Source organism: Reticulibacter mediterranei, assembly GCF_016587455.1.
In genome coordinates this window covers 457,903-483,866 of record NZ_BNJK01000001.1, presented here as the reverse complement: position 1 = coordinate 483,866, position 25,964 = coordinate 457,903, and the positions used below count along the sequence as shown (strand labels likewise).

Annotated in this window: 22 protein-coding genes and 4 pseudogenes; 15 read left to right on the top strand and 11 right to left on the bottom strand. The window is 52.9% G+C overall.

The window, feature by feature from the left end:
• Positions 1–60: 60 nt before the first annotated feature.
• The 3 genes and pseudogenes from K3T83_RS02305 to K3T83_RS02295 all read left to right on the top strand — a co-directional run bounded on the left by K3T83_RS02305 (position 61) and on the right by K3T83_RS02295 (position 1,989).
• On the top strand, positions 61–675 hold the full coding sequence (locus K3T83_RS02305; RefSeq protein ID WP_220201369.1) for a maltose acetyltransferase domain-containing protein: 615 nt from the start codon (positions 61–63) through the stop codon (positions 673–675).
• A 112-nt stretch (positions 676–787) separates the two neighbouring features.
• Positions 788–1,525, top strand: a pseudogene (locus K3T83_RS02300) (glycoside hydrolase family 3 protein); the annotation flags it as partial.
• 74 nt (positions 1,526–1,599) lie between these two features.
• A complete protein-coding gene (locus K3T83_RS02295; RefSeq protein ID WP_220201367.1) occupies positions 1,600–1,989 on the top strand; it encodes a fibronectin type III-like domain-contianing protein in 390 nt (129 codons plus the stop codon).
• 96 nt (positions 1,990–2,085) lie between these two features.
• Here K3T83_RS02295 and K3T83_RS57745 read toward each other — a convergent pair whose 3' ends face one another.
• Complete coding sequence (locus K3T83_RS57745) at positions 2,086–2,391, bottom strand: hypothetical protein (protein ID WP_373324394.1); 306 nt, start codon at positions 2,389–2,391, stop codon at positions 2,086–2,088.
• Between K3T83_RS57745 and K3T83_RS57740 the strand changes: the two genes are divergently transcribed.
• From K3T83_RS57740 to K3T83_RS02260, 6 genes and pseudogenes are all read left to right on the top strand, one after another.
• Positions 2,386–2,694 carry a tetratricopeptide repeat protein gene (locus K3T83_RS57740; protein ID WP_373324393.1) on the top strand — a complete coding sequence of 103 codons (309 nt, stop codon included), beginning with the start codon at positions 2,386–2,388 and terminating at the stop codon, positions 2,692–2,694. The two genes, K3T83_RS57745 and K3T83_RS57740, sit on opposite strands and share 6 nt — an antisense overlap.
• An 81-nt stretch (positions 2,695–2,775) precedes the next feature.
• A pseudogene (locus K3T83_RS58605) lies at positions 2,776–2,829 on the top strand (hypothetical protein); the annotation flags it as partial.
• A gap of 43 nt (positions 2,830–2,872) precedes the next feature.
• Positions 2,873–3,189 (top strand): annotated as a pseudogene (locus K3T83_RS02275) (DDE-type integrase/transposase/recombinase); the annotation flags it as partial.
• A gap of 510 nt (positions 3,190–3,699) precedes the next feature.
• Positions 3,700–3,942: a hypothetical protein gene (locus K3T83_RS02270; protein ID WP_220201362.1), complete on the top strand. Its 243-nt coding sequence runs from the start codon at positions 3,700–3,702 to the stop codon at positions 3,940–3,942.
• Between the two features lie 3 nt (positions 3,943–3,945).
• Positions 3,946–4,341: a hypothetical protein gene (locus tag K3T83_RS02265; protein WP_220201361.1), complete on the top strand. Its 396-nt coding sequence runs from the start codon at positions 3,946–3,948 to the stop codon at positions 4,339–4,341.
• Between the two features lie 179 nt (positions 4,342–4,520).
• A complete protein-coding gene (locus K3T83_RS02260; RefSeq protein WP_220201360.1) occupies positions 4,521–9,326 on the top strand; it encodes a cation-translocating P-type ATPase in 4,806 nt (1,601 codons plus the stop codon).
• Positions 9,327–10,319: 993 nt separating this feature from the next.
• Here the strand turns inward: K3T83_RS02260 and K3T83_RS02255 are convergent.
• Positions 10,320–10,520, bottom strand: a complete 201-nt coding sequence (locus tag K3T83_RS02255) for a hypothetical protein (RefSeq protein WP_220201359.1) — start codon at positions 10,518–10,520, stop codon at positions 10,320–10,322.
• A gap of 50 nt (positions 10,521–10,570) precedes the next feature.
• Positions 10,571–13,132, bottom strand: a complete 2,562-nt coding sequence (locus K3T83_RS02250) for a PAS domain-containing sensor histidine kinase (RefSeq protein WP_220201358.1) — start codon at positions 13,130–13,132, stop codon at positions 10,571–10,573.
• Between the two features lie 308 nt (positions 13,133–13,440).
• Between K3T83_RS02250 and K3T83_RS02245 the strand changes: the two genes are divergently transcribed.
• The 3 genes from K3T83_RS02245 (at position 13,441) to K3T83_RS02235 (ending at position 15,918) form a co-directional block, all read left to right on the top strand.
• Positions 13,441–13,839 carry a hypothetical protein gene (locus K3T83_RS02245; RefSeq protein ID WP_220201357.1) on the top strand — a complete coding sequence of 133 codons (399 nt, stop codon included), beginning with the start codon at positions 13,441–13,443 and terminating at the stop codon, positions 13,837–13,839.
• 269 nt (positions 13,840–14,108) lie between these two features.
• Complete coding sequence (locus K3T83_RS02240; RefSeq protein ID WP_220201356.1) at positions 14,109–14,462, top strand: hypothetical protein; 354 nt, start codon at positions 14,109–14,111, stop codon at positions 14,460–14,462.
• 67 nt (positions 14,463–14,529) lie between these two features.
• Positions 14,530–15,918 (top strand): aminoglycoside phosphotransferase family protein, encoded by a 1,389-nt coding sequence (locus tag K3T83_RS02235; RefSeq protein ID WP_220201355.1) that lies wholly within the window; start codon positions 14,530–14,532, stop codon positions 15,916–15,918.
• A 311-nt stretch (positions 15,919–16,229) separates the two neighbouring features.
• Here the strand turns inward: K3T83_RS02235 and K3T83_RS02230 are convergent, their stop codons facing one another.
• From K3T83_RS02230 to K3T83_RS02220, 4 genes are all read right to left on the bottom strand, one after another.
• Positions 16,230–16,409, bottom strand: coding sequence for a hypothetical protein (locus K3T83_RS02230; protein ID WP_220201354.1), 180 nt, complete (start codon positions 16,407–16,409; stop codon positions 16,230–16,232).
• A 126-nt stretch (positions 16,410–16,535) separates the two neighbouring features.
• Positions 16,536–16,769, bottom strand: a complete 234-nt coding sequence (locus K3T83_RS02225; protein WP_220201353.1) for a serine hydrolase — start codon at positions 16,767–16,769, stop codon at positions 16,536–16,538.
• 149 nt (positions 16,770–16,918) lie between these two features.
• On the bottom strand, positions 16,919–17,053 hold the full coding sequence (locus tag K3T83_RS57120) for a hypothetical protein (RefSeq protein ID WP_268963429.1): 135 nt from the start codon (positions 17,051–17,053) through the stop codon (positions 16,919–16,921).
• Positions 17,054–17,603: 550 nt separating this feature from the next.
• The gene (locus K3T83_RS02220) at positions 17,604–18,524 is read right to left on the bottom strand and encodes an MmyB family transcriptional regulator (protein ID WP_220201352.1); all 921 of its coding nucleotides are present in this window, start codon (positions 18,522–18,524) and stop codon (positions 17,604–17,606) included.
• Positions 18,525–18,824: 300 nt separating this feature from the next.
• On the opposite strand from K3T83_RS02220, the gene K3T83_RS02215 reads away from it, so the two are divergent.
• From K3T83_RS02215 to K3T83_RS02205, 3 genes and pseudogenes are all read left to right on the top strand, one after another.
• Complete coding sequence (locus tag K3T83_RS02215; protein ID WP_220201351.1) at positions 18,825–19,382, top strand: cysteine hydrolase family protein; 558 nt, start codon at positions 18,825–18,827, stop codon at positions 19,380–19,382.
• Between the two features lie 365 nt (positions 19,383–19,747).
• Positions 19,748–20,704 (top strand): EamA family transporter, encoded by a 957-nt coding sequence (locus tag K3T83_RS02210; RefSeq protein WP_220201350.1) that lies wholly within the window; start codon positions 19,748–19,750, stop codon positions 20,702–20,704.
• A 537-nt stretch (positions 20,705–21,241) separates the two neighbouring features.
• Positions 21,242–21,460 (top strand): annotated as a pseudogene (locus K3T83_RS02205) (DDE-type integrase/transposase/recombinase); the annotation flags it as partial.
• A 269-nt stretch (positions 21,461–21,729) separates the two neighbouring features.
• On the opposite strand, the gene K3T83_RS02200 reads toward K3T83_RS02205, so the two are convergent.
• The 4 genes from K3T83_RS02200 to K3T83_RS02185 are packed head-to-tail and all read right to left on the bottom strand — an operon-like array spanning position 21,730 to position 25,936.
• Entirely contained in the window at positions 21,730–22,764 is a 1,035-nt protein-coding gene (locus K3T83_RS02200) for a hydroxyacid dehydrogenase (RefSeq protein ID WP_220201349.1), read from the bottom strand.
• A 47-nt stretch (positions 22,765–22,811) separates the two neighbouring features.
• Positions 22,812–23,708 (bottom strand): carbohydrate ABC transporter permease, encoded by an 897-nt coding sequence (locus K3T83_RS02195; RefSeq protein ID WP_220201348.1) that lies wholly within the window; start codon positions 23,706–23,708, stop codon positions 22,812–22,814.
• Positions 23,698–24,630 (bottom strand): carbohydrate ABC transporter permease, encoded by a 933-nt coding sequence (locus tag K3T83_RS02190; RefSeq protein ID WP_220201347.1) that lies wholly within the window; start codon positions 24,628–24,630, stop codon positions 23,698–23,700. Before K3T83_RS02190 ends, K3T83_RS02195 begins: the two co-directional genes overlap by 11 nt.
• Before the next feature lie 19 nt (positions 24,631–24,649).
• Entirely contained in the window at positions 24,650–25,936 is a 1,287-nt protein-coding gene (locus K3T83_RS02185; protein WP_220201346.1) for an ABC transporter substrate-binding protein, read from the bottom strand.
• Positions 25,937–25,964 lie beyond the last annotated feature (28 nt).

Genomic DNA, 25,964 nt, shown 5'->3' with positions numbered 1-25,964 from the left:
AACGAGAAGATGCCATTCGTCAATGGCAGATACGTGAAGGAACAGAAAGAAGAGGGTACTATGACTCAGGACGAGAAGACGCTGACACAAAGAGAACGGATCGCCAGCGGAAGACTGTTCACTGATATGAGCGAAGGACTTCCCGAAGAACGACTCCGCGCCAAAGAACGGATGTATGCTTTTAATCATACAAGACCAACGGAAATCGAAAAGCGCCAGGAACTGATGAAGGAGATGTTTGGAGCGGTGGGGGAACACTGTTGGATAGAACCTCCCATTTACTTCTGCTATGGAACCAATGTGTTTCTCGGAGACAGAGTCTATGTGAATTTTAACCTGAACCTGGTAGACGATTACAAGATTCTCATCGGAAACCGGGTCATGTTTGGACCCAATGTCACAATTGCCGTGACTGGGCATCCCATTGATCCCGCACACCGGGGATATATGTATGCGCTGCCGGTGACCATTGGTGAGAATGTGTGGGTCGGTGCCGGAGCCGTCATTTGTCCAGGCGTCACCATTGGTGAGAATACCGTCATTGGGGCAGGCAGTATTGTCACGAAGGATATCCCGGCCAATGTGGTGGCCGCGGGCAACCCCTGCAAAGTGCTACGCGAAATCAGTGAACGGGACAAACTCTACTATTATAAAGATCGCCCATTTGAGAAATGACGACACTGGCCATTTGAAGGAAAAGCAGAGCAGAGAAGAGCTAAGTAAATAATGGTTCCATCCGTCCAACACTCCATGACATGCGTGAAGGGACCATCAGAGGGAAAAGTATATGAGCACGAATGAGATCCATCTCCAACAAGCCAACGCACTGCTCGCGGCCATGACCCTTGAAGAGAAGGCTGGGCAGATCAGTCAGTATTTCTATCTGACCGGGATGTCGGCGCAGACCAAGCTTGTCGAGACGGAAGTCCGCGCTGGCCGAGCTGGCAGTCTGTTGTTTGTTTCTGATCCTGCCGAGACGAACTGCTTGCAACACATCGCCGTCGAAGAAAGCCGTCTGGGTAACCCACTGCTCTTTGGCTTCGATGTCATTCATGGGTTGCGGACGATCTTCCCCGTCCCGCTCGGTCTAGCCGCATCTTGGGACCCGGCACTTGTCGAACGTGTCCAGGCCATTGCGGCACGCGAGGCACGCGCGGTGGGTATCCACTGGGCATTTGCGCCGATGGTCGATATTGCCCGCGATCCACGGTGGGGCCGCATCGTCGAGGGGGCCGAGGAAGATCCGTATCTCGGTTCCCAAATGGCTGCGGCCCAGGTGCGCGGCTTTCAGGGGGATGGCATTGGCAGTCCGGACCACATTATAGCAGGTCCCAAGCACTTCCTCGGTTACGGTGCCGCCCTGGGTGGACGCGACTATGACGAAGTGAATCTCTCAGAAAATGAGCTACGCAATGTGTACCTGCCGCCCTTTGCTGCGGCGGTCAAGGCCGGAGCGGGCAACATCATGACATCCTATGTGGGGACGGGCGGTGTTCCCGGGGCTGCTGACCGCCGACTCATTACACCAGCGACCAACGCTACTGGGAAGAGGAGAGCACTCCACTGTATCCTTTCGGCTTTGGCCTGACCTACGGCGAGGTGACCTACGTCGATCTCAGCTTGCACGCCACATCGATTGGATTGGACGAGACTCTTGAGGTACACATCGAGGTACACAACCCTTCAGTGCGAGCCGTTGAAGAGGTTGCCCAACTCTATCTGCACCAGCGGTATGGCCGTGCTGCCCGCCCGGTGCGCGAACTCAAGGCGTTTCAGCGGGTGACACTAGAAGCAGGGGAGACCCGCACCCTCCACTTCCAGATCGAAGCGGTAGCGCGACGCTACTGGAGTTCGACACAAGGGATCTACGTCCTCGATGAGTCGATCTTCGATGTGTGGGTCGGTGGCGCTTCGACTGCCTCGTTGCACGCCGAGTTTGTGGTGCAGGACAGCACCGGGTCGTTTCTCTCGCCAACCAACAAGCCCTGATAGGTTTCAGGGCTTCCTTAAAGTCGCGCCACGTCAGCCTCTTCTTACGCTGTCAATCGGTGTAGCGTGAGAAGAGGCAAAGCTTCCATGGAGGACTCATGGTTCAGTTTCTGATGGTTTACTGAACTGATTGTTCCTTACCTTTTGCTCTTTTGCCGTTACCCTTCGGCGATGTTTAGCAAGCGTAGAGACATGCTCCAGGGCTTGTAAAGATGGCTCACTCTGCCGAAATGGCTGGAAATCGAGAGCTTGATACAAGAGGAGCAAACTTTGGCACATGGGCACGTAGCGCGACTCGATCAGATCCAGGGAGTCGAGATCTTCTGGGCGCAGAAACTGTTTGGCTGAGCCAACGGTTGCCTGAAGCTGCAGTTCAGGCACTTTGTCCAGCAGCGCTTGCACCGGATCGGTCCCTTCAGCACGGGCTTGCAAAAATGCCTCTGCTGCTTTGGTATCGAACTTGAACCCACCGTTGCTCAGGCCTACACGTTTCGGGGGAGTGCGTATCGTCACCTCAAAAAGTATCAGCAAGCCCTGGCCGACTTTGATCGAGTCATCGAGCTTGATCCTCAGTTCGTCTGGGCGTATGCGAGGCGAGGCCTTGTCTATGAAAGACTCGCGGAGTACCAACGAGCACTTGCCAATTTTGATGCAGCCATTGCTCTCACCCCTCTGGCAGCTCACCTCTATATCTATCCGCGGTGATGTCCATCGCCACCTCAAAGACTATCAGCGAACTGTCGCCGATTATGACAAGGCGCTGGAACCAATCCGAAAGACGCCTCGATGTACCGGAAACGTGGGAGCGTCTACCATTCCCTCAAGGAGTATCAACGGGCGCTGGCTGACTATCACCATGCCCTCGAACTGAATCCTGAGTATACCGTCGCTTATACGAGTCGGAGCCTCGTCCATTTACCCTCAGGCTATTGTCGAGCTCAAAGCCTGCGGAGTGCTTCCCGCATCAGTCGAGCTCCGACAAGTCAAATACGTTAATAATCTGATCGAGCAAGATCATCGCTTCATGAAACGGTTCGTCAAGCCAGCAATGGGCTTCTTTTCTTTGGTGACGGCATGGAGAATCTTACAGGGATACGAGGTCATGCACATGATCAGAAAAGGCAAAGAGGTGGAGTGGCTAAAGGAGAGAGCAGACGTCAAAGAGCCTTCATCTCCAGCCTGTTTGGAGTGGCAGCCTAAACGGAACAAGAGGTGAGGCTTCACCGCCAGGACATTCTTCCAGATTTCTTGCAACACAACCTTGGCAGCTACCAGGGCTTTCCAGTTCTCCGCTCAAAGGGGTGCAGGGTCTCCCTGCCGGGGTCTGGGGTGTCCCCAGTTTCCTTCCCTCCTTCGCGCGCCGCCTGCGACGGCGCGCAAAAGAGAAGAAAAAAGGTTTTTGCGGGGACACCCCGCACCCCGGCAGAGGGCGGCAGCCCTCTGCACTCCCGCTAGATGGGAGAATTGGAAAGCCCTGTGGCAGCTACGAACCCATCGATTTTCTTGCCTTACTGGTCGGCTATGCCATCAGCGGAGAACGGACATTCTACATGTCACTTTTCTTCTAGTCTGTCCGTGTACAACAGGTGGATTTTCCGTGACAAAAAATCAACGCGGACATGAGCGCGAGGATGAAACGCTTCTGATGGATCCATGGACGGGTTATGTTGTTCATACATGAAGTGAACAAATGAAAGATAGGAGAACAACATGGATCTTGAAGATTTCCTGCAACCAGAGGTGGCGGTGACAGCAGCCGTAGCGGCAGCGATCTTTTCTCCAAGAGGACGTAGCTGGTTGCGCAAGGGACTGGTCTATGCGACGGCTGGCGCATTTATTGCCGGTGATGCCATGACGTCCGTGGCAAGGAATATCGGACAGGGCGCTCAACGAATGCAAGCCTCATCCCAGGAAACCGCTCCGGGAGGTCAGCCAGAAGGAAGTGGAGGCTAGTCAGTGAATCAGAGTTCAGAAGGTGCTTCATCACGAACGGCGGTGGAGCGCGCCGAACAATTCTGGGATGGCATGGGTCCATCTCTCAAGTCGCTAATGCAGAACGCCGGTCAGAAGGCGCGCCAACGCGCTACCCAGCTTCAGCAGAAAGTGAACGGAACCGAGCAGTCGCCAGCCCAAAGTGCAGAACAACCACCAGAGGCCCACCCGAATGAACCAACTCCTCCCCCAATGGAGAAAGCAGAGCACCTGATCCAAAGCATGGAGCAGCGTCTCGGCCAATGGGCATCCGTTGCGGGCCTGCAACTACGCCGCACAAGTGCACGCTTGCGTGAAGAAGCAGAAGATATCTTAGCCGAAGCTCACAGCGTTCGCCAGCCCAAGACCCCTTCTTCGTAACTGCACAATGGATAAGGCTGATCAGATTTATCTGCACAAGTGTACCTTCCTCTTCAGGAGGAGGAAGGTTTTCACTTGTTTGCCCGCCAACCACTTCTACATCTCATACGACGTAGAAGATCATCTCATATGTTGTATTCAGGTGTTAAAAAGCTGAACACAGAAAGTGAAGTGTGCCCATGAGTGCAACAGTTGCAGAGAAGCCGCAGATCCTTCACGCCATTCCTGGCCGTATACGTCTCCATCTCCCCGGTTGGACGGGAGGGGGAAAACAAGAGATAGAGTCACAGGTACGCAAAGAATCGGGCGTTTTTCGTGTCCAGGCCAACCCGCTGACAGGCAATCTCCTTATCACGTTTGACCCGACCATCACCAATGAGCAAACGCTTCTACACTCCTTCTACGCCCTTGATCTTCAACAGCTCAATGAGCAACATTATCATCAACCGGCACCCCCACCGACGCGGCGAGAGAAACAGGGACAGACCATTCGTGCTCACATTGCGGTACGTGGTATGGACCGTGATCCGCTGCTGGCAAAGCGCGTGGTAGAGCACCTGGAACATCACCCAGGTGTACGTGCACAGGCCAGCCCTCTGACCGGGCGTGTATTGGTCGAATTTACAGAGCATGAAGCGAATTTGGATGATCTGATTGCAGATGTTGCCGGATTGGAATTACCCGAACTGCCAGAAGAGGACCGTCCAGCGTATCCGCTTGATCCAGGACCACTGATCCAGAGCATGACCCGGACCATTGAGGCAACGCTGGGCCTTGGCTTCTTTGCGACGCGTCGCCTCCTGGGATTTGTCGAGCCACTCCCCGGTGCAAATACCGCCTTGAATGTTGCCAGTATCATTGGTATTTTGCAAGGCATTCCTCCACTTCGCTACGGTCTGCGTAAACTTTTAGGCCGTACAGCCGCTGATTTACTCTTCAATATTCCTGGAATTCTTAGCCTCACCCTGGCAGAGAGTCCGCTGGGTCTGGCAGTCGTTGGCATCGAATCCCTGCGACTCCTTACCGAGGTACTGGCTCGACGCACAGCCTGGCGCGACCATGAGGAGCGGGCAAGTCACGCCCCTTCTGTACAGCCCGACGCTACTATACATCTGGAGTATGGAGAACGCACCCCACTGACGGCAAAGGTATTAGAAGGCACCGGTACGGCAACCGGACGAGACGGCATGCCACTACCAGTGACTCCAGGCAGCACCGTTCCTCCTGGTGCACGGCTCTATGGTAGTTCATTTTTATTACAACTACAAGATGATAGATCCTTTCAAGCATTTACTCCAGATCCGCGCCCTGCACCAATTGCTTCCACCCTCTATGATCACTATCAACGTATTGCCAGCCTTAGTTCTTTTGTCTATGCTGGGATCAGCGCGCTCTTTACACGCTCTTTTAGCCAGACATTGGCAGCTTTGCTGCTGGTCAGTCCACGTCCCGCCGCGATTGGTCTGGATTGTGCAGAGATGGGAGCAGCGGCGCGAGTCTTGCGCGGAGGGGCAACCGTCGTGGGCACACGTCCTCGCCGCACGATTCGCCTCCCCAATCTTGTTCTTCTGGATGGTGCGCGTCTCTTGAGCGAACGGCTGGAAATTGCGGAGGTCTTGCCTCTTTCAGAAGCGCATAACAGTTCAGAAATACAGAGATATGCTGCTGGGGTAGCCAGTGCCGTTGATTTCCCCTGGACAGGCGCATTCAGAAACACTAATGCTGCTTCAGCAACCGATGGAAGCTTCGATGGAAAGGCCGCCAACGCCTCTCTGGGTGATGTGCGCTACTCCCTTGGCCCGGTAGAAGATTGGAGCCTCTTTCAGGATGCAAGCTACCTGCGGCAACAGGGCAATTACGTGCTAGTTCTGAGCAATGAACAAGATTCACAGCCGCTTGGATTACTGGCGCTACGACCACAACTGGTATCAGGGGTAGCAAACCTTGTCCAGACGTGTCGGCGCTATCATATTGAACTGGCACTGCTGAGTAGCGGTGATCAGATTGCGGTAAGAGCAATGACGCAACGAGCACAGATCGCGCTGTCTGAAATCGATAACGCGATCGATGTGATCCGAGCTAAACAGCAAGAGGGGCAGATTGTCTTTTTTGTCTCCGACAATGTAGCAGCTTCGGCTGGCTTCGCGGCCTGTGATCTGGCAATTGGCCTGAGCGACGATCATTCGCAACTACGGGCCCCTGCAGATATTCTAGCACCTGACCTGAATGCGGTTGCTACAATTATTGAGGCAGCAGCACATCGTGAGACAACGGTACGCGATGCGGTGGGCCTCTCAACAATCTCTAACATTGTCGGCGTACTCTGGGGCATTCGGGGCATTCCAGGGATCGCCATGGCTTCCAGAGCCATCTATATCAGCGCATTAATCGCTATTGCCGATGGATGGTTGCGCTTGCGTGGGGGCGAGCACCATTCATCGACGATCGCCAGCCTGATCGATCCCCGACCAGAGCGCTGGGGAAGGAAAAGTGTAGAAGAGGTATTACACCAGTTTCAGACAACGGAATATGGCCTGACCACTAGGCAAGCCGCAGGACGACAATATGCATCGACTCCACAAGCACATAAGAATCGTTTGCTCAAAATAGTGCTCGACCAACTGCTCTCACCTCTTATGGGTATACTGGCCGCTGGCGCTGGCATCTCGCTGCTCTTTGGAGCGGTAGGCGATACGGTGATTATTGGAACCACGATTCTCGTGAGTGTGGCAATGAGTTCCTGGCAAGAACAGAAAGCAGATCAAACAGCAGAGGCCCTTCAACGCTTTAGTACTACCCAGGCACGAGTACTACGTGACGGCCAGGCAGTGATGATACCAGCTACCGAACTGGTCCCTGGCGACATATTGATGCTGGCTCCCGGTGATCGTATCGCTGCAGATGCTCGCGTGATCAGCGCTCAGGGCCTTGAAGTAGACGAGGCCGCATTGACCGGCGAATCGCTGCCTGTAGCAAAAGCAGCCTTCGGGAAATATGATACCAACCATATCGTTCTGGAAGGAACGGATGTCGCTATTGGGAGTGGACAGGCTGTTGTGGTAGCGGTGGGCAAGGAGACACGCATGGGGGCAACACGTGCAGCCCTTTCCCAAAATGACATAGAGACGAGCCCACTTGGAATACGCCTGAGCCGTATGCTACGTACGCTGATACCACTGTCTATCGCAGGAGGAGCCATCGTGATTGGTATGGGGTTGCTGTGGGGGCAGCCACTCGCCTCGCTCCTGGCCCTGGGCGCAACCGTCACCATCGCTGCTGTTCCTGAAGGGCTGCCACTGCTCTCTAAAGTTGGTGAAGCTGGAGTGGCCCGTCGTCTCGCCAACCAGCGAGCCGTGGTGCGCCGTCTCTCCGCAGTAGAAGCCCTGGGACGCGTCGATGTGGCTTGTGCTGATAAAACCGGCACGATGACCAGGGGTCGTCTTCAACTGAATCTTGTGGCTGACATCGATCATGAGAGCAAGACTACCCAGCAATTATCGTCACCGCTCCGTCATATCTTGTTAGCAGCAGCGCTTGCCAGTCCTTCTCCTGACGCTCCAGGTGCTGCATCACACCCGACAGATGTGGCAGTCATCCAGGGGGCCATTGCGGCTGGATTGGAGAAACAACTCCAGGTGCTGCATGAAGATGAGTTGCCCTTTGATCCTGCCCGCTCCTTTCACGCCACACGTACACAAGAGAAGCTCTATTTGAAAGGAGCACTGGAAGCCTTGCTCCCTCGCTGCCACTGGATACTTCAAAACGGTGAGAAGCAGCATCTGGATGAGACAACTCGGAGCATGTTCGCTCAACGCGTGTTACAGTATGCGGAACAGGGATTACGTGTGTTGGTCGTGGCAGAGGGTACGAGCGAAACAGAGCTTGATGATCCACAGGGGTTGACAGTGCTTGGCTTCGTCGGCATCAGTGATCCTTTGCGTGAGACGGTACGTATAGCTGTGACGCGTTGCCACGATGCTGGTGTGCGCGTCATTATGATTACTGGCGATCACCCCTCGACGGCGTGGGCTATCGCGCAGGAGGCTGGCCTATTGAAGAATGGAGGCGAGGTGCTAACGGCAACCGATATTACAGAACTATCAGGCGACGAACTGGATCAGCGTCTGAAACAAGCTGTGATCATCGCCCGAGCGACGCCGCTCGATAAGCTAAGTATCATTGAAAGTTTACAACGGCAAGGCCACACGGTAGCGATGACAGGTGATGGGGTTAATGATGCGCCTGCTCTCCGCCTGGCGGATATCGGCATTGCTATGGGAGGAGGTAGTACCGAAGTGGCTCGTCAAACCGCCGATGTGGTAATTACCGATGACGATTTTTCCACCCTGGTCGAATCGTTTGTTGAAGGGCGCAGTTTCTGGCGGAACATTCGCCGTGCACTTGCTCTCCTGTTGGGTGGCAATCTCGGTGAGCTTGGTCTGATTGTGGGTGCCAGTTTACTGGGTATAGGCGCTCCACTTACAGCACGCCAGATTCTTGCCATGAATGCCATTACCGACATTTTGCCTGCTCTGGCGGTCGCGCTCCAACCACCTGAGCATCGTAATCTGGCTGGCCTCAGTCGCGAAGGGGCTGCGGCGCTTGGAGGACCGTTGCGCAATGAGATCTTGAACCGAGCCATCGCCACAGCGATTCCGTCGCTGGCGTCGTATATGCTCACATTAGGCACAGGAGGCTTGGCTGAGGCTCGTGCGGTAGCTTACGCCAGCGTTGCGACCACCCAACTTGCTCAAACCCTTGATACAGGGCGATCAACAGAAGGCTTGACGAAATCGGTGGTTGGCGCGGTCGCTGGCTCCCTCGCAGTACTGGTTGCAACCTTTACTATACCCCCCTTACGCCAGTTCTTCAGCTTGGTCATGCCCTCCCCAATCGGATGGCTGCTCATCGGAGGAGGATCGTTACTAGCTGTTCTATTGAGCCGTCTATTGGCCGCTCCTTTATTCGCGCGAAAAATTATATAGGGGCTCTATTATGCGAGTGTAATAAAATACTCTGGCGACACCTCACACATTTGTAGCTCCGCCATTTATCGCGGAGCTACTACTCTGTCAAACCTAATCGCGAAGGAGTGAAGATCCCTCCTCCCGGTTAGGGCCTCATTCCGTGACGCCCGATTCATCCCCTCGCAGGCCGCCTACCATCTCCCGCCCAGAGATCAATCGGGCGGGATGCAATCCGGCCCTTACCAAAGGATGGATTCGCCGCTCTTTGTAATTACATTACAGCAGTAATAAATATTACAAGAATAGCAGGCATCACTTCAAAAAACACTTATATGTTGAAAAATAATATTTAGTTCGCACATAATACGAAGCGGGTTGCATTCAGGTTATGAAAACATGGCGTAAGTGATTAATGATTTAAGAATATAGTTCCCATACTCTAGTTGGTATATTATGTAAAAATAGATATCATATAGATAAACTCAATATTATCATGCTGTATTAGAAATAATTCGACAAAAAGATTACTCGCTAATTACTCAACATTAATATTGATTTAACAATCAACCAGTAAGATAGAGATAAGAGAAATTGCAATTATCGATACCGTTCAGTTGGTGTCTTTTCATACTTACTATAAAGGATGTGAGCCATGTTCTGGAGTTTCGTGTCAAAGGTTTTGCTGAATGTTCTGGTGGATTGTCTGGTGAGCATGCTGGTAAAATTAGTGATGAGTGCGGGTTCGGCTCTGTTCGAGAGTTATCGTAGAACACAACAGGTAAATTTTGCATAATGGTATAAAAGCAGAGAGAAAATAGGCCGGATGCAGCATACATCCGGCCTATTTTCTCTCTGCTTTCTGAGGTTGCATTGAGTGAAGTCCTAGAGGGTAAAATTGACGAGAGATAGCCGTGATAAGCTAGTGCAATCTCAGGGGTAGTGTTGCAAAAATTGTGAAGAACGGAAGAAGTGAGCGAAGGGAAGAGGTTTCTCCTCTAGTTTCAGCTTAAGTCACTCTTTGCTAACCTGCCGCTCGCAGAGGTGCCAGCGCTGACCACTGAGAACTACAGGCCGCTGGATAGCACTGCGCTCTATGATGCTATTGGTTATGCCTTCGCCGAAGCGTCGCAGCAGTGGGCAACGACGGAAAAGCCATACGGCGAAGATCGCGCCATCATCTGCCGCGCATCCAGGCGAACAAGCAGCCTCCACCACACCGTTCCCGTGGAGGCGTCGGAGAAAACCCCTTGTCCTAGAACAATTTAGGACCCTGACTTTTCTTTGGGAAAAGCTACGGTAAAGGTCGAACCTTTCCCGACGGCGCTCTCCACCGTGATGGTTCCCCCATGATGTGTGACGATCTCTGCTACAATGTACAAGCCCAGGCCCAGGCCAGAGATCGCCTTCTGCCTGGGATCCGCAACCCGATAGAACCGCTCAAAGATCTTGTCGCGCTGCTCGCGTGCAATCCCCAGGCCATGATCGCGCACCTGGATGGTCACCGTCTCGGCATAGACGCATAGATCCACCTCGACTGTCTCGGCGCCAGGAGAATACTTGATGGCATTGCTGAGCAGATTGGTAAAGACTTGTCCCAGCCAATCTCGATCCCCGGTCACGGTGGCCCGTGCCACACTCTGCACCAGGATGCGATGTCCGGGACTCGTTTGCTGCACCGTCTCGGCGATTTCTCGTAGCAGAGCATCAAGATCGACTGGCTCCCACGCATACTCCAGTCGGCCCGCCTGGATCTTGGAAACATCCAGCAACTCTTCCACCAGCCGGGTGATTTTGTGGATCTGGCTCTCCATGTTGACAAGAGCTGAAGCCTGATCCAGGATACCTTGCCTGGTGAACTGCCGACGCAGCAGGGTAGTTTGTAACTTCAAAGCTGTGAGTGGATTGCGCAGTTCGTGACTGGCCATGCTGATAAAGTCATCTTTGCGCTGTTCCAGTTCCTTGCGCGCCGAATTATCCAGCACAAAGCCAACCGCCCGCAACGGGTGATGCTGGAAGACGGCTCCCCCTACTAGGACCGGAAGGCGACTGCCATCCTTACAAAGATACTCTTTCTCATAGGGCGTCAACGCCTGCTCTTTGGCGAGTTCCTCAAAGGCTTGCCGGGCCTGAGTCCGGTCTTCTGGCGCTGTGAGAGACAGCACGTTCAAGCGCCCGGCCCGCAGGTCTTCTCGCGTATAGCCGGTCATGTGCAGAAAGGTGTCGTTGGCATCCACAATCTGCTCCCCCTCGACGACGTTCATCCCGATGATATCTGAGTTCATCAAGGCATTCGTCTGCTGCTGACTCTGACGCAAAGCTTCCTCCAGGCGTTTCTGCTCGTCGATATCAGTGGTGGTGCCAAACCACTTGATGACTTGGCCCGCTTCATCGCGGACGGGGAGGGCACGCGCTAAAAACCAGTGATACGTTCCCGTCCGCCCGTCCAGGAGGCGGTACTCGTTCTCGTAGATCTTTCCGTTTTTGAGCACTTCATGCCGGAGCGTCAACGTTCGCTCAATATCCTCAGGATGCACGAACTGACGCCATATCTCGTCCCCTTCGAGGTGCAAATTGGCCTGTGTTACCTCCTGATAGAGCTGATTAGTGTACTCCAGACGACCATCGGGCCACATGGTCCACACCAACTGCGGCACCGCTTCGGCCAATAGGCGAAAATCCTGCTCGCTGGCTTTGATCCGCTCTTCGGCCCGTTTCTGCTCTTCGATATCCGTACAGGTTCCCACCCAGCGCAAGATCGTGCCCTGTGCATCCTTCTGTGGTACGCCTCGGACAAGAAACCAACGATACGTATTGCTTCTGCCGTCTTGCAAGCGATGCTCCGCTTCATAGGGTATCCCTGCTCGAGCGCATAGCTGCCATGTCTCCCACACTCGCTGCCGATCGTCGGAGTGTACGCCAGACAGCCAGCCAGTCCCTTCGACCTGTTGGGGCGTCATCGCCAGATAGTCGATCAAGCGGTGATTGTTGTAGGTGATTGCCCCATCAGGTTCTGCAATCCAAACGAATTGGGGGAGCGCATCCACCAGCGCCCGTAGTTCGTCTTCGGCGTGCTTGCGCTCAGTGATATCTCGACCTGCACAAATGAGATACTCGATCTGCCCAGCGGCGGCGCGATGTGAGGTAATCGTCATCAAAATGTCCAGATACAGGTCGGTTCGTGGACGGATTCTGGCCTCGAAGCGCACGGTTTCTCCCCGGCTGGCTCGCGCAATTGCAGAGTGCAATTGCTGTTGAACAGTAGAATCATAGGACCACGCAGGCAGGTCGGTGAACAGCTTGCCCACTACTTCCTCCCGCCGCAAGCGTGCATCGGAGAGGGGACGCTGATTGATGTCGAGGACCAACCCGTTGGGGGTCAGGATCGTGACTCCGTCAGCGAAGCTTTCCAACAGACCCCGATACATCTGTTCGTTCAGGCTCAAGGCGTCATGGAGGTGCGGTGGGTCCAGATGGTCCTGAAAAAAGATCGCGAGGCCTGCGTCTGTAGGCGAGAGAGAGACGTGCAGCCAATTGTTGGTAGTGGCAGACACATATTCCACTTCAGTTGGTTCTTGGGTCTGTTTGGTCTTCTGCACAGCCTGGTAGAGCGCAGTACTCACCAGTTGAGAAGCACCATTCCAGAAGCTATTCCCATGTAATGCCTCTGGCGACGTTCCGGTGATGGCCTGTGCTTTTGCATTGCTATACACAATCGTCGCATCGTTATCGACGACAAACAAGGCGCCGGGGAGGCCCTCAAGAATGTGGAGATGCATCTCACTGGGTGCAGGAGTGAGACGTCCGGTCTGCTTTGTATGAGACATAGTGTGCTAGTTATCCCTTTCATCTATCCCAATCCCTGAGAACGAAGACGCGTTCCTGCTCTAACACTTAGAAGTAGCAAGAAATACTGTACTCTATCTTGAGAACAAGCAAGCTGTGCCACCATATTCCTGAGGAAATCTCTCGTCTGTTTCGGGGCAACGCTGGCGATGATCACCCTCTCGAATGGTAGCCGCGTCATCACCATGTCCCACCAGAAGCGATTGCGCATTTCTTCCTGCATCATCGGTTACAAGAACTGACTGGGCCTGATCCCTCTCTTTCAGCAGTTTCTGACTATTACTTTCAGATGACAGAGGAGCAACGGTTCGCTATCATTCGAGCAGATCTCGACGAGCAGGAGGAGCTTGATCGTGCGCTTCTGCGGACAGCTCCCTTACCACGAGATCTTGAGCAGAAAAATGCCGATTTGCAGGCAGTCTATGATCAGTGGTATACACTGCATCCAACGGTGTTAGGCAATTGTAGGTGTCCTGGCCTCTGTCCCCGTGGGACAGATCGTGCTCTTTGCTTAGGATGTTCGTACCACGTAGAAGATCCGGGGAAGCTGGGCGTAGCCCTCGCCTGGCGAGCATCATATGCGGAGCTGGTCAAAGTGTTCGAGGCTCAGGGGAATACCATTGATGCGCGACAAGCTTGTATCAAGGTCCAGTTGTTGGATGATACGATCACTGTCATGCGCATGTAGCGGTCTGAGGAAGCTGCTGGACGCTACATTCCAGTTTTCAAGACGTTGCCATCCCCACATGCTCCAATCGAGGAGGGCCATGAAGAGGAAAACTAAGATGCGCCGGAGCCGCTCCCCGCATCCCTACTCTGAGGAGCAACTGGCTGGCCTCCGCGCGTCAACCACAAGTGCGCAAGTAAGAGACAGTTGAGCGTCTGCGTACCGCAATTGCGTCACTCAGGGAGAAAAAGCAGGATATCACGGCGCAAAATATTTATGCAGAATGTGGTTTGCATTACTCATCGTATGTTCGCAATGAGGAGGCTATCACCCTCTTTCGCGCCAACAGCACCTACCTCACGAAGAAAAAGCAACATTGCTCTCGCCAACGAAAAACTGTTGAGACCAGATCCTCACAGCCCTCGTCTCGTGATCCGTTGCTCAACTACAAGAAGCCCCAATTAGTGAAGCGCTTACGAGAAGCGCAACAGCGGGTCCAGGATCTGAAGCGACAACTTGCGAATCTGGCTGATGCGTGTTTACAACAAGATGCACGCGTAGTAGAATTAGAGGCAAAGCTGGCAGAGCTAGAACCCTACCGGAGCTTTGTTGAACAGGTTAGTCAGCAAGAGCATGGAGGGTAGATACCGCTGTTTGACGCAACTTTCTTCTCCATGAGCCTCCGTCTCGTTTTTTGGAAGGAGACCATTGATGTCAGACACCCGGTTTGACGATTACTATGCCATCATTCCCCACCCCATCACCCCAGCCGTTTTCCTCTTGAGAAGTGAGGACGGTTGGACGTTACCGAAGGCGACTGTTCTCCTTTCCCCCAACGATGGGAGGTGGCGCGACGCCTTTCGCGTCAATGCCGCTTTTTCCCACCTCCTTGGCATCGCCGTCACCGTGCGGGAATGCCTGTTCGTGAGCCCATTTCCAGAAGTCGGTCAGCATGGCAGCAGCGTTTTTGTGATGAGTAATCACGATTCAGAATGGACCGCGCCTCCCGAAGGAGCTTGGATTTCACATGAAATCCTTGAAACGCTCACTTTCGTCATCCCTGAACATCGCCTGCTGCTTGAAACGTGGCTGAGGCAGACACCATCCTCGGAGGCGGCTAGGCTTCCCTGGACATGCGATGGATGGTTTGAAGAGGCGTCGGGCTGGATTCATACGCAACTCCAACGGCAAGAGTTGGCTGTGACAGGACCAGTTGAGCAAACACGTTCCTGGTTTCTCTCATCCATTCTTCGCGTGCCGACAACAACTGGAGAGGTGTATTTCAAGGCTGTCCCTCCAGCAGATGCGCATGAACCCCTGCTCACTCAGTGGCTTGCAGCACAGCACCCCACACTCGTCCCACAGGTGCTTGCTGTCCATGAAGAGCAACGCTGGCTCCTGACGAAAGCCGTTGCAGGCGAAAAAATGCCGCCAAATGCCAATGCGCTCGACTATCTCCCCCGATGGAAAACCCTACTGCAAACCTATGCGCTGATGCAGCGTGACATCGCCTCGCATATGGAGAAATTGCTCGCGCTCGGCTGTCATGACTGGCGGCTGGAGTCATTAGCAGAACACATCGATCCATTGTTTGCCGAACTTCCAGTGTTGCTGCAAGGAGCGCGGAATCCACTGACCAAGGAAGAACAGGATCATCTCCTGCGTCTTGCCCCCCGTCTGAAGTCTTCGTGCGAAGACTTGGCACATTTGGGCATTCCGGCAAGTGTCCATCATGGGGATTTTCACCGTGGCAACATCATTGTGCAGGAGACAGGATGTATCTTGCTCGATTGGGCAGGATTTGTTGGGGGGACGCATCCCTTTTTGAGCCTCTGGGTCCCTCTCAGCGATTGGGAAGAGCCTGCTCGGAAGATCCTCTGTGAGAGCTATCTCGAAGTGTGGAGTGATTACGCGCCTCTAGAGCACCTCCGTGCTACTCTGACATTGGCCCATCCCTTAGCAGCCCTTTGTGGCGCGCTTGGGCATCGTCAGCAGATCCATCATGCTCACAGCGCTCTTGCATGGGATATCCTTGGGGAGCAAGAGCACCTCCTTGATTGTTTGAGAAGCCTCTTCGAGTTGATAGATCAACAGAGGTAAGTACAAACCAAGAGGAGATCTGTACCCGTGCGAGCGAGCGGTATTCCCTGTTCCAGGTAGGGCGTCGCCCAAGCCGAGCAGGTGTACGCATAGATGGATCTCGAACTTATTGAAGAGATTGAGCGTGCCGCTGGTTTTACCTCCAGGCATCCTCCCTGCAGTTAAAAAAGGAAAATGGCAAGCGTACAAGCAGATACTTCTGAAAGAGTGTACGGAGGGCCTCCACAGTCCCCTGATCAAGGGCGGCAAGAAAACGAGACAGAGTCGAGCGATGAGGCAACCGATCTCGGCCAAACAGGGCTATGAAGGGCTCAGCGAAGGCGAGCGAGGCGTTCGTAAAAAGCCAACAGTGTCGATTTACCAGACACCACATAGCCGATCAGCACGACGACAAAATCGATGAGATCTGACTTCCCGAAGCGAGCGCGGGCGAAACGCACCTGCTCCTGGATGGATTTCAGGAGGCCCTCATGGGTGAGCAGCCTCCGCAAAAGCCGCCACTTCTCCCATCCAGGAAGGCGTCAAAGGCGAGGGTTCCGGAGTAATCCTGGATCGTGACTGAAGATTGAGCCATACGATGAGCATGTCCACCTTGTTTCAGAGCCGAACCCGTTGCTTCAATCGTCGATGGCTTGGTAGGCCAGGGTCCCGAAATCGCGGAAGAGATCGAGCGGGTAGAGGCTCTGGGTGAGGACAATGCCGATCAGATCCTCTTTGGGGTCACAAAACCAGGAGGTGCCCAGGCCGCCATCCCAGCCGTAGCGGCCAGGCACCTCGCCGCGCTCCACATAGCCCGTCATGCTCGTGCGCAAACGGTCCAGCCGCTCCCTGGATAAACCTCCAGTTTTCATCGTTTCTTTCCTCCTTGTCAGTATGATCTGACTTTCAAATTGCAAGTGTTCGCACCAGGCTATTCTCACGTAGCCAATCAAAAACGGTAAAGCTGTTGCAGATAGTGTTGTAAGAAAAAATGACCCGATATTTTCCACCTATTCGTTACCTAAACCGGCCTACAGGCCAGCATAATGGCGTTCTGGCTAGGACGCGTGTAGTTGGGTTGGGCGAAGGGACGCGCATCTTGTTCCTGTTCAAAAACGGGGTGATAGTGCGCCAGCTTGCTGAAGATATTCATCATCCACAGAGTGTTCTCCCTCGCTCTCGTCGATCAACCGTTGACCAGAAGGAAGGTCAGATGCCGCAAGCTGTTGAAATGTCTATGCTCGCTGCAATGACCCCATGGTATCAAAAGGCCCTTTGAGGATATCCTGGAGCAGCTAGCGTGAAATCTTGAGGAGTATGCTGTCTTCTCCTGCCAAAAAACGCTGAGAGGTTCGATGGATCTGGTTGTTCCCTTGCGGAAGGTTCCAACAACCTGAACTCCACCCCAATTACCATTGGGTCCATGCCGCGCGTGATGGCGCAGATGCAGGACCTCACCGTGAGGTCCTCAGACGGTTTATTCGTGGATGGCGAGAGACCGGCGGAGATCGACGACGCATCAAAGGGGTGTAGATCTCGTCGTTATTTACACTCTTCTCTGGCGATACCCCGGATGCGAAGCAGTTAGCCCTCTGATGTGTCCCAGTGCTCACATCAGAGGGCTAACCCTGCTTACTTGAAGGTTCTGTCTCATGGGATGCGCAACGAGGTTGAAGGGGGAGAACGTGGCCCCCTCCTCTTCAGGATTAGCGTCTACCCACAGCATTGAAAGGCGACCCCTGAGCACTGCTCAGGGATGCAAAGACGGAACGGGCAGCATCATCCAAAGGGCGAAGTGCCATAATACAAGGATACATGTGGCTGCAGACCGAAATACGAATATGCTGAAGCTCTATCGGCAACCATTCTTCCGTCGTCGCATTTCTCCCCAGAAGCAGCTTTGATGGGGCATCATGCTGATCAAACAGTGAAGGCGTTCGTTCCCAATACCGACGAAAATCGGCGACGGCACAAAACTGTTTGACCAATTCATGATACCACGGTTCAAATTGGTAGAGCCTATTGCTTTGCTTAAAGAGCTCAATGCCGCGAGATACCCCAGCTTGCCAGGCTTTGACTGCCTGGTCATTAAAGCTCGAACGTTGTCGGATCGGCAAGTCCTCTCGAAAAAAGACGGGGAGGACGTAGCGTTGTGTTCGTGGAAGTGCCATGAGTGGAGGAAACGCAAAGAATCGCTGGAAAGGCTCGTTGAGAGCTTCGATTGAAAGGCGGTGCGTCACAAGCATGGCTGGATAGGGGAGTGTTTCCATCAACTGCCTGGCCTGTTCTAATGTGAGCCTGAGCGCGTCTCCTTCCAATTCGAGACTTTCAGGGAGATAACGAGCAGCCAAGAGCAAGTTGTTGCGGCTTTCCATGCTACATTCGAGATAATCAGCGATCTGCATCAACGTCTGGCGGCTGGGAATCCGTTGCGAGCGCCCAACCAGCAAATTTTTATAGGTGGGACACGCTTCATCGGTTAACTCTTGCTGCGTAAACCGTTTGTGGAAGGGATGAGGACGGTCCCTTCCCTCTTCCTGTCTCTTCATCCTCAGGACTTCAATCTCCTCCAGGATATCACGCAGCACATCTGGCGTGTGAGAAGCGTCAGGTTCGATGTTCATCATACCTCTCTCAGGCTTGTGGAACTGGGAGAGACCCGATCCGCGAATAGGCGGGACGGTCTCTTGCCAATCCAGGTGTAGTTTTACACTTGGTACAACACTGTTTCCCTAGTATACTCTTCCCTGTGAGCAGAACATAGCCAAATGCGCGTGACTGCCTGGAAGAGGCTCTGATCGTCGAGGACCGTGCCGTCGCTTCACCTACCAATGAGCGAGAGCTGTTCAGGCGCGTAAGACAAGCTCACATTCATGCAGGTTTCAGGCATCTCGTGCACATGCACATAATGAGAAGAGGTGATAGACATGGAAAACAATAGCGCATTCCTTGTCATGGATATCCAAGGTCCCATGGTGGACGGACTAGCCAATAAAGAGGAGTATTTACAAAAAATACAACGAACCATTGATGCTGCACGCGCAAACAATATCCCAGTTATCTACGTCGTCGTAGGTTTTCGACCAAACATGCCGGAATTCAATCTTCGCAGCAAAGGACTCCGTGCTCTGCGTGATACCGGGACTGCCGACGCATTGGTCAACCCAATACCCGTTTTGCCACTCACAGAAACGGATGTCGTTGTAACGAGGCGTCGATTGAGCGCGTTTCCCGGAAGCGATCTTGAAATAATACTCCGAGCAAAAAATATAGACCACCTGGTTCTCAGTGGCATATCGACAAGCGGTGTCGTGCTTTCAACAGTCCGTGAAGCAGTCGACAAAGACTACATACTGACAGTATTATCCGATCTGTGTGCAGATCGCGATGAAGAAGTACACCGCATCCTCACTGAGAAAGTGTTTCCAAGGCACGCCGATGTCCTATCCTCAACAGAGTGGCGAAGTCAGCTACGTAGCGCATAATAAAATTTGACTCTTCCCTAGAGCGCATTTGAAAATGAAGTAGCGGGAACAAGGTGCTTGAGAAGCCGTTGAATCGAGGCAAGAGAGACGATGCCTTCGCTGTTTTCAGTGAGCATTTCGTAATCCTTGCTCAAGCGTCGAGAGCGAACGCCCTGTTTGTCGAAGGATCACTGGTCATGGAGAAGGTTGATATCCTGGGGGCCAAGCTTCCTGTGAGTGCCTGTTTGGACCCACAGTTGCAGGCGCAGGACGTGCTAGAACTGCCGGTGTAACGCCAATCCTTTGTACTGAAGTTGGTACGAGTGCCAGATGCAACGAATTGGTGCTACACTGAGGCGAAACAGTTACAATTGAAAGAGGAAACAATGAGCAAGGAAATTCGTTTCTACGAAGTACCGGTGATCTCTCAATGGAATCTCGTGAGAATGCTGGGGCGTCTTGTCCCCCAATCTCGTCAGCATCGGAGTGTCATTGCATCTGTCCCACCACCTGTATTGGTCCTTTTCTCTATCATCTCAGTGCAGCTTGGTGCGGCCCTTGCTAAAGGGTTATTTCAACAAATCGGCCCCAGTGGAACGGTGTTGGTGCGCTGTAGCTTTGCGGCCCTGGCGCTTGTGGTGTTCTGGCGTCCGCGTTTCTGTGCTTACCGTCGTGCAGAGTATGGCCTGATCATCCTGTACGGGCTGACGATTGCCGGGATGAACGCTGCATTTTATGCTTCCATTGCACGTATCCCGCTTGGCATTGCCTCCACACTGGAATTTCTTGGCCCGCTAGGGGTCGCTGTGGCAGCATCACGTCGTCGGCTTGATTTCTTGTGGGTGGGATTGGCGGCCGCCGGTTTGGTATTACTTGCTCCCATAGGCAGCATGGTGATTGATCCGTTGGGGATAGGGCTGGCGCTCTTAGCCGGTGCTGGCTGGGCGGCTTATATCCTGCTCACGGTGCGGATGGGACAGGCGTTTTCTGGTGGAACCGGGTTAGCGCTCGGTATGAGCGTAGCCGCGCTCGCTCTCATTCCACTTGGAGTAGCAAATGGAGGAGAAGCACTGCTTTATCCCAGAACACTCTTGTTGGGAGTCGGCGTGGCTATCCTTTCTACTCTCATTCCTTTTTCACTGGAGTTTGAAGCGCTCAGACGACTTCCTGCACGAGCATTTGGGGTGTTGATGAGCTTGGAGCCAGCCATTGCGGCCCTCATCGGCTTCGTCGTGTTGGGAGAGACAGCCAGCTTGCGAGCTGTGATAGCACTCGTCCTCATCGTGATGGCATCAGGCGGATCATCGTTCTTTCAGAGGCGCGAGAATGACACTGTCTCCTGAAATACGCCAGACAGCATGTACTGCTTTCTTCCACTCGCTTGCTCGTCATCCAACTTTTTTCGGGTCCAGCCAAGATTTTGCCTGATACGCATGATGGAGGCTGTGTTAACTTCTCTCCTATGCGTAGCTTTGAAGAGCCTGCAAGGCTCTTCCCTCGTTAGGCCTCTAACTAGGCGAGCAGATGGGCGAGGTCTCGCTGCTCCTTTCACCACACAGGCCGCCCTGGAATTCTCTTTGGCTCGTCGCTGTTTGAGGTAGCATTTGATGGTAACCACTGAAACGGCGAAGGTTGCTGTGACCTCGCCTTGACTGGCTCTGGCATCGATGGTTCGTAGCACTCTTTGCAGTAAATATTTATAATAGTCTTTTATATTCGTAATATATCATAGCTCAACCCTTATGTACACCGTCCTAGCGATGTTTTGTGTCGGTCGAGAAGCCTTCTTCCCCATTTTGTTAGTTTCCTGGTTCACTTATTCCTTCAGAATCTGCATCAAAACCGCTGGAATTCTGCCTGATCACGTGGAATAGAGATAAGTGAACTATCTCAACAATGTGATCGAACAAGATCATCGGTTCATGAAACGGCTCACCAAGCCTGGGATGGGCTTTTTCTCGTTTGAGACGGTATGGCGAACATTACAAAGCTTCGAGATCATGAACATCATACGGAAAGGGCAAGTACAAGGGGTGGGAAAAGGAGAAGTGAGAGGCCAGGTGATATTCGTTGCCACGCTCTTTGGAGTGGCAGTGTAAGAACGATGCTGAGGATCATCACACCAGTTTTCTTCCTTTGCAATTTCTTGCAACACAACCGTTATTAGAGGGAAAGAGAATTTACAACAACTTATTGCTGACAAGTCTCGAAACGTGGCGGGTGCGAAGAGATCCAGAATGTCTCTATCGCCACCAGCCACTTTCCCGGCGATGCTCTGCCCATAATGCCAACCAGCATCACGCTCATCATTTCCCAAGTGAGTGAATTGAAAGTATAGACCTGTTTTTCAGTCAGCGCTTATCATCAATCAGGCCAGAATAGAGTAGGTTGATGCCGTGATTTCATAGCGTAGAGGTTCACCGCGCAAGAAGCGTCGCACCTCATCGACCATTGCCTGCCCCTGGCGTAGATGTGTATCAATCGTATGGCCTGCTGCGTGGGGTGATAGGATGACATTTGGGAGCGTACGGAAAGGGCTATCAAGTGGCAATGGCTCTTTATTGAATACATCAAGAGCAGCAACAATGCGCTTTTTTTGCAGCGTGTTGAGCAAGGCATCTTCATCGACCAGGGCCGAACGAGCCGCGTTGATAAAAATGGCATGCTCGTGCAAAAGTGCTAGTTGAGAGGCACCGATCATACCAGTGGTTTCAGGGAGAACCGGTGCATGTAGTGTGACAATATCAGAGCGTACCAGCAACTCGTTTAGACTGACAGACTCAACCGTCAGTTGAGCGGCCTGCTCAGCTGTGAGATAAGGGTCGTGAGCGAGCACGCGACAACCAAAGGCAACAAGCAGGCGAATAACGGCTTGTCCAACCCGTCCTGTTCCGACGACGCCAACCGTTTTGCTGCCCAGTAATCGGCCTGGATAGAGATCGCGAATAGTATTCCAGGCACGACCGGCCTTCATATCACGGTCGATCTCATGGAGTTGGCGCAGGCATAAAAGGGCCTGTGAGATTACGAACTCAGCAACAGAATCGGCAATAATTGCGGCGGCATGTGATAATCGCAGACCCTTTTCGATAGTTGATAAAGAGACGAGACGACGAACAGTCCCGGCGGTATGTGCAACGAGCCGCAGGCCTGGATAACTGGCAAGTAGCTCATCGCTCAAGGGAGGCGTTCCCCAACCAGTCACGCAGGCGACCGCACCATCTACCAGAGTGGGCAATTCCTCGACCGTTAACGTCTGGCCTCGCGGAGCGATGACAGAGGCAATACTGCTAAGTTCTTGCTCTGCTTCAGGCGAAAGTATCTGTGCGCGCATGGCGGGGGTAAGCAAGATAGACACTTTTGGCAATTGTATTTGCTCTTTCACATCAGTTTTGTTGTTCATTGGTGCTTTTCCTCTCGTTTACGACGATACTACTAGTTCTCCCTTGTTTAGCTTTTCAGGCCGGACATGACAATGCCGCGCACAAAGTAGCGTTGGAGAAGGAGGAACACGATGACAGTTGGCACAATAGCTATAGTCGTACCTGCGAGCAGCTCTGGTAGACCACTGGTAGGAGTCTGTAATGTTGCCAGGCCAGCGGGCAAGGTGCGCATTTCCGAATCGCTTGTCACGACCAGTACATAGAGGAACTCATTCCAGTAATTGAGAAATTGGATTGTGGCAAGCGTAGCGATTGCGGGAGTCAGCATAGGGAGTACGATACGGGCATAGACCTGAAACTCTGATGCTCCATCAATACGAGCTGCCTCCTCAAAATCGCGAGGCAAACCGAGCAGATACTGGCGGATCATAAATGTGCCAAACGCGCTGGTGATGCCGGGCAGGATGAGTGATTGGTAGCTATTGAGCCAGTGTAGATTGGCTAAGAGCAAGTATTCGGGGATCAATGTCACCTGTGAAGGGATCATAAGCATCGCCAGAAACGACCAGAAGATCACCCTGCGCAATGGAAAGTTCATTCGGGCGAAGGCATATGCGGCTGTTGTGGAGGTAAAGATTGCCAGGAGAGTTCCGACAACTGCGACGATCAGACTATTAAGAAACCAACGGGCGATATCCGAAGTCTGAAAGATGTTGATATAGTTGCTCAGCGTTGGTGCGGAAGGAATCCATTGGATAGGGAAGATGGCGGCATTGTTGCCTGCTTGCAAGGAAACTGAGATCATCGCCACGAAGGGAGCGACCATTACGACGGCGATGATTATCAAAAGCAAGTAGACAGGAATGCTCAACATGATCTCGTGGGTACGTCGCGGCCTGTTACCACCTGACAGATCGGATAGTGGGGTAGTCGTTGATTCTGAGACCTGAAGCTTAGTAGACATCTTCATCTCCCTTCAAGATCAGCCGTTGGAGTAGAGATATCACCAGAATGATCACAAACAACACGAATGCAATGGCGGCTGCATATCCCATAGAATACTGGTCGAAAGCTTGTTGATAGGCGTAAAAAACCAGCGTTGTCGTTGCGTAGACCGGGCCACCATTTGTCATCACGTAGGCGGCATCGAAGACCTGGAATGAGCCGATGGTGGTAAGAATGACTGCGAGTAAGATTACTGGCCTGAGCAGTGGCAAAATGACACTGCTGAAGGTCGCCCAGCGTCCGGCCCCATCGATATGAGCTGCCTCTTCAATCTCGGCGGGAATCGATTGAAGTCCCGCCAGAAAGATAAGCATATTGAAGCCAACATGCTTCCAGACGGCCATAATCGCAATCGCGGGGAGAGCGAAGCGGGGGTCGGAGAGCCAGTTAATGGCAGAAAGGCCGGAAAGTTGCAACACCTCATTTATCAGGCCCGAAGGCTGATAGAGCCAGCGCCAGACAACCGCAACGATAGCGGTAGCTGTAACGACAGGAATGAAATAAGCCATGCGAAAGATACGCATTCCTGGTAATTTTTGATTGATGAGCAGCGCCAGGCCCAGAGAAATCAGGATATCAGTTGGTACAGTCATGACTGTAAACAGGGCAGTATTACCAAGCGAACGCCAGAAAACCGCATCGTGAAACAGATTGATATAGTTATCGAGTCCCACAAACTGAGGCGGTGCCAGCATGGACCAGTCGAAGAAACCTAGAATAAGACTGGCAAGAGCAGGCAAATGGCGAAAGATCAGGAATATGACCAGGCTTGGGGCAAGGAACGCATAGGCGATCAACGCTTGCCGGCGTCGTTGCGCACGTCGAGAGCGCGCAACGATCTGCGTGGTGTTGAGAGTAGTGTTTATGTTGATATCTGACATAGCATTGTCATCCCGCTAGTTAACCCTTCGCTAATAACGCATCAACTTTGCTGGCAGCAGCATCAAGAGCCTGTTTCGGCGTCTTCTGCCCGATAATTGCTGCTTGAATTTCAGGAATCACCAGCGGCATGATATCACGCCCGTACTTGTTCTTCTGCTCGCCAAAGGTGTAAGGAAGCTCTACATTGAGCGCTTTGAGCATCGGGGCATTTTGGAAGATCGTTGTTGTGGCTTTCTGAACAACGGGCATATCCCCGATAGACTCGCAATGGCGCTGCGTGATCTCTGGTCGGGCAAGGAAAGAAAGCCAGGCAGCGGCGGCCTCTTTGTTTTGCGCATTACTGGACATAGCCCAACCTGCCAGTGCGCCGAAGCCCCATTGCTCTTTGTGTTTGAGGACTGGCGTTACCTGTACATTGAGCGAAGAAAAGTTTTTTAGGGCATTGGTTAATGTGTTCTGCTTGTACTGAATCGAAACGATCTGCTTCTTCTGGAAGAAGGGGCTTTCGTTTGAAGTGCTCATCGGACTCATGTACGCCTTTGGCGACCAGTTATTTTTGAAGAGATCAGCGATGAAGGACAGGGCCTCTACGCCAGCCGGGTCATTGAAAGCGGCATGTTTGCCGTCAGGGCTGAATGGACGCCCACCTGCTTGATAGAGAAAAGGGTAAAATGTATCATTCAGGGTCACGCTAGCCGCGTTATATCCCCACCCTGCAAGATTTTTCTGCTGCGCCTTTTCACAGACCTGACGCATATCATCCCACGTGGCGGGAGGCTTCTTGGGGTCCCAGCCGATCTCCTCAAACAATGAAGGTACATACATCCATACTGGTAACTCATGCCAGAGTGGGAGATACCAGTGTGAACCTTTGTAAGTGACTTCATCAGCTGCTGATTTGACGATGCCATCCCATAAACCTTTGGGGAGCTGATCATCAAGAGGCGCTATCGCATGGGCCTCCGCAAAGCGTATCAATGGATCGGTGGTGATATAAAATACATCTGGCCCCTGGCCTGCCGCTATTGCAGAGAGTATTTTGGGATTGCGATTATCCCAGGGTTGCAACTGCATCTTGACTTTGATGTCGGGATATTCTTTCTGGAACTCTTTGACGAACTGAGCATAAAGTTGTTCAACCCCATCGCCAAAGGGGTAATACCAGACGGTAACATTTCCTTGCGGTTTACCCGAACTTGATGTGGTGGAAGTGCCGCAGGAGGCAAGGAGGCCCAGGCTTATCGTGCCAGCGCCGAGGATCTTGACGGCATCTCGTCGAGAAATTTCATTTTGCTTGCTTAGCATTCTAGTAGAGACCTTTCTCCCTATCCGG

Excerpts from the sequence above, each read along its gene's own strand:
- K3T83_RS02190 (WP_220201347.1), bottom strand. The coding sequence starts at position 24,630 with ATGTCAGATATCAACATAAACACTACTCTCAACACCACGCAGATCGTT.
- K3T83_RS02210 (WP_220201350.1), top strand. The coding sequence starts at position 19,748 with ATGAGCAAGGAAATTCGTTTCTACGAAGTACCGGTGATCTCTCAATGG.
- K3T83_RS02185 (WP_220201346.1), bottom strand. The coding sequence starts at position 25,936 with ATGCTAAGCAAGCAAAATGAAATTTCTCGACGAGATGCCGTCAAGATC.
- K3T83_RS02250 (WP_220201358.1), bottom strand. The coding sequence starts at position 13,132 with ATGTCTCATACAAAGCAGACCGGACGTCTCACTCCTGCACCCAGTGAG.
- K3T83_RS02215 (WP_220201351.1), top strand. The coding sequence starts at position 18,825 with ATGGAAAACAATAGCGCATTCCTTGTCATGGATATCCAAGGTCCCATG.
- K3T83_RS02195 (WP_220201348.1), bottom strand. The coding sequence starts at position 23,708 with ATGTCTACTAAGCTTCAGGTCTCAGAATCAACGACTACCCCACTATCC.
- K3T83_RS02220 (WP_220201352.1), bottom strand. The coding sequence starts at position 18,524 with ATGATGAACATCGAACCTGACGCTTCTCACACGCCAGATGTGCTGCGT.
- K3T83_RS02305 (WP_220201369.1), top strand. The coding sequence starts at position 61 with ATGACTCAGGACGAGAAGACGCTGACACAAAGAGAACGGATCGCCAGC.
- K3T83_RS02200 (WP_220201349.1), bottom strand. The coding sequence starts at position 22,764 with ATGAACAACAAAACTGATGTGAAAGAGCAAATACAATTGCCAAAAGTG.
- K3T83_RS02260 (WP_220201360.1), top strand. The coding sequence starts at position 4,521 with ATGAGTGCAACAGTTGCAGAGAAGCCGCAGATCCTTCACGCCATTCCT.
- K3T83_RS02270 (WP_220201362.1), top strand. The coding sequence starts at position 3,700 with ATGGATCTTGAAGATTTCCTGCAACCAGAGGTGGCGGTGACAGCAGCC.
- K3T83_RS57120 (WP_268963429.1), bottom strand. The coding sequence starts at position 17,053 with ATGATGAATATCTTCAGCAAGCTGGCGCACTATCACCCCGTTTTTGAA.
- K3T83_RS02235 (WP_220201355.1), top strand. The coding sequence starts at position 14,530 with ATGTCAGACACCCGGTTTGACGATTACTATGCCATCATTCCCCACCCC.
- K3T83_RS02245 (WP_220201357.1), top strand. The coding sequence starts at position 13,441 with ATGACAGAGGAGCAACGGTTCGCTATCATTCGAGCAGATCTCGACGAG.
- K3T83_RS02225 (WP_220201353.1), bottom strand. The coding sequence starts at position 16,769 with ATGAAAACTGGAGGTTTATCCAGGGAGCGGCTGGACCGTTTGCGCACG.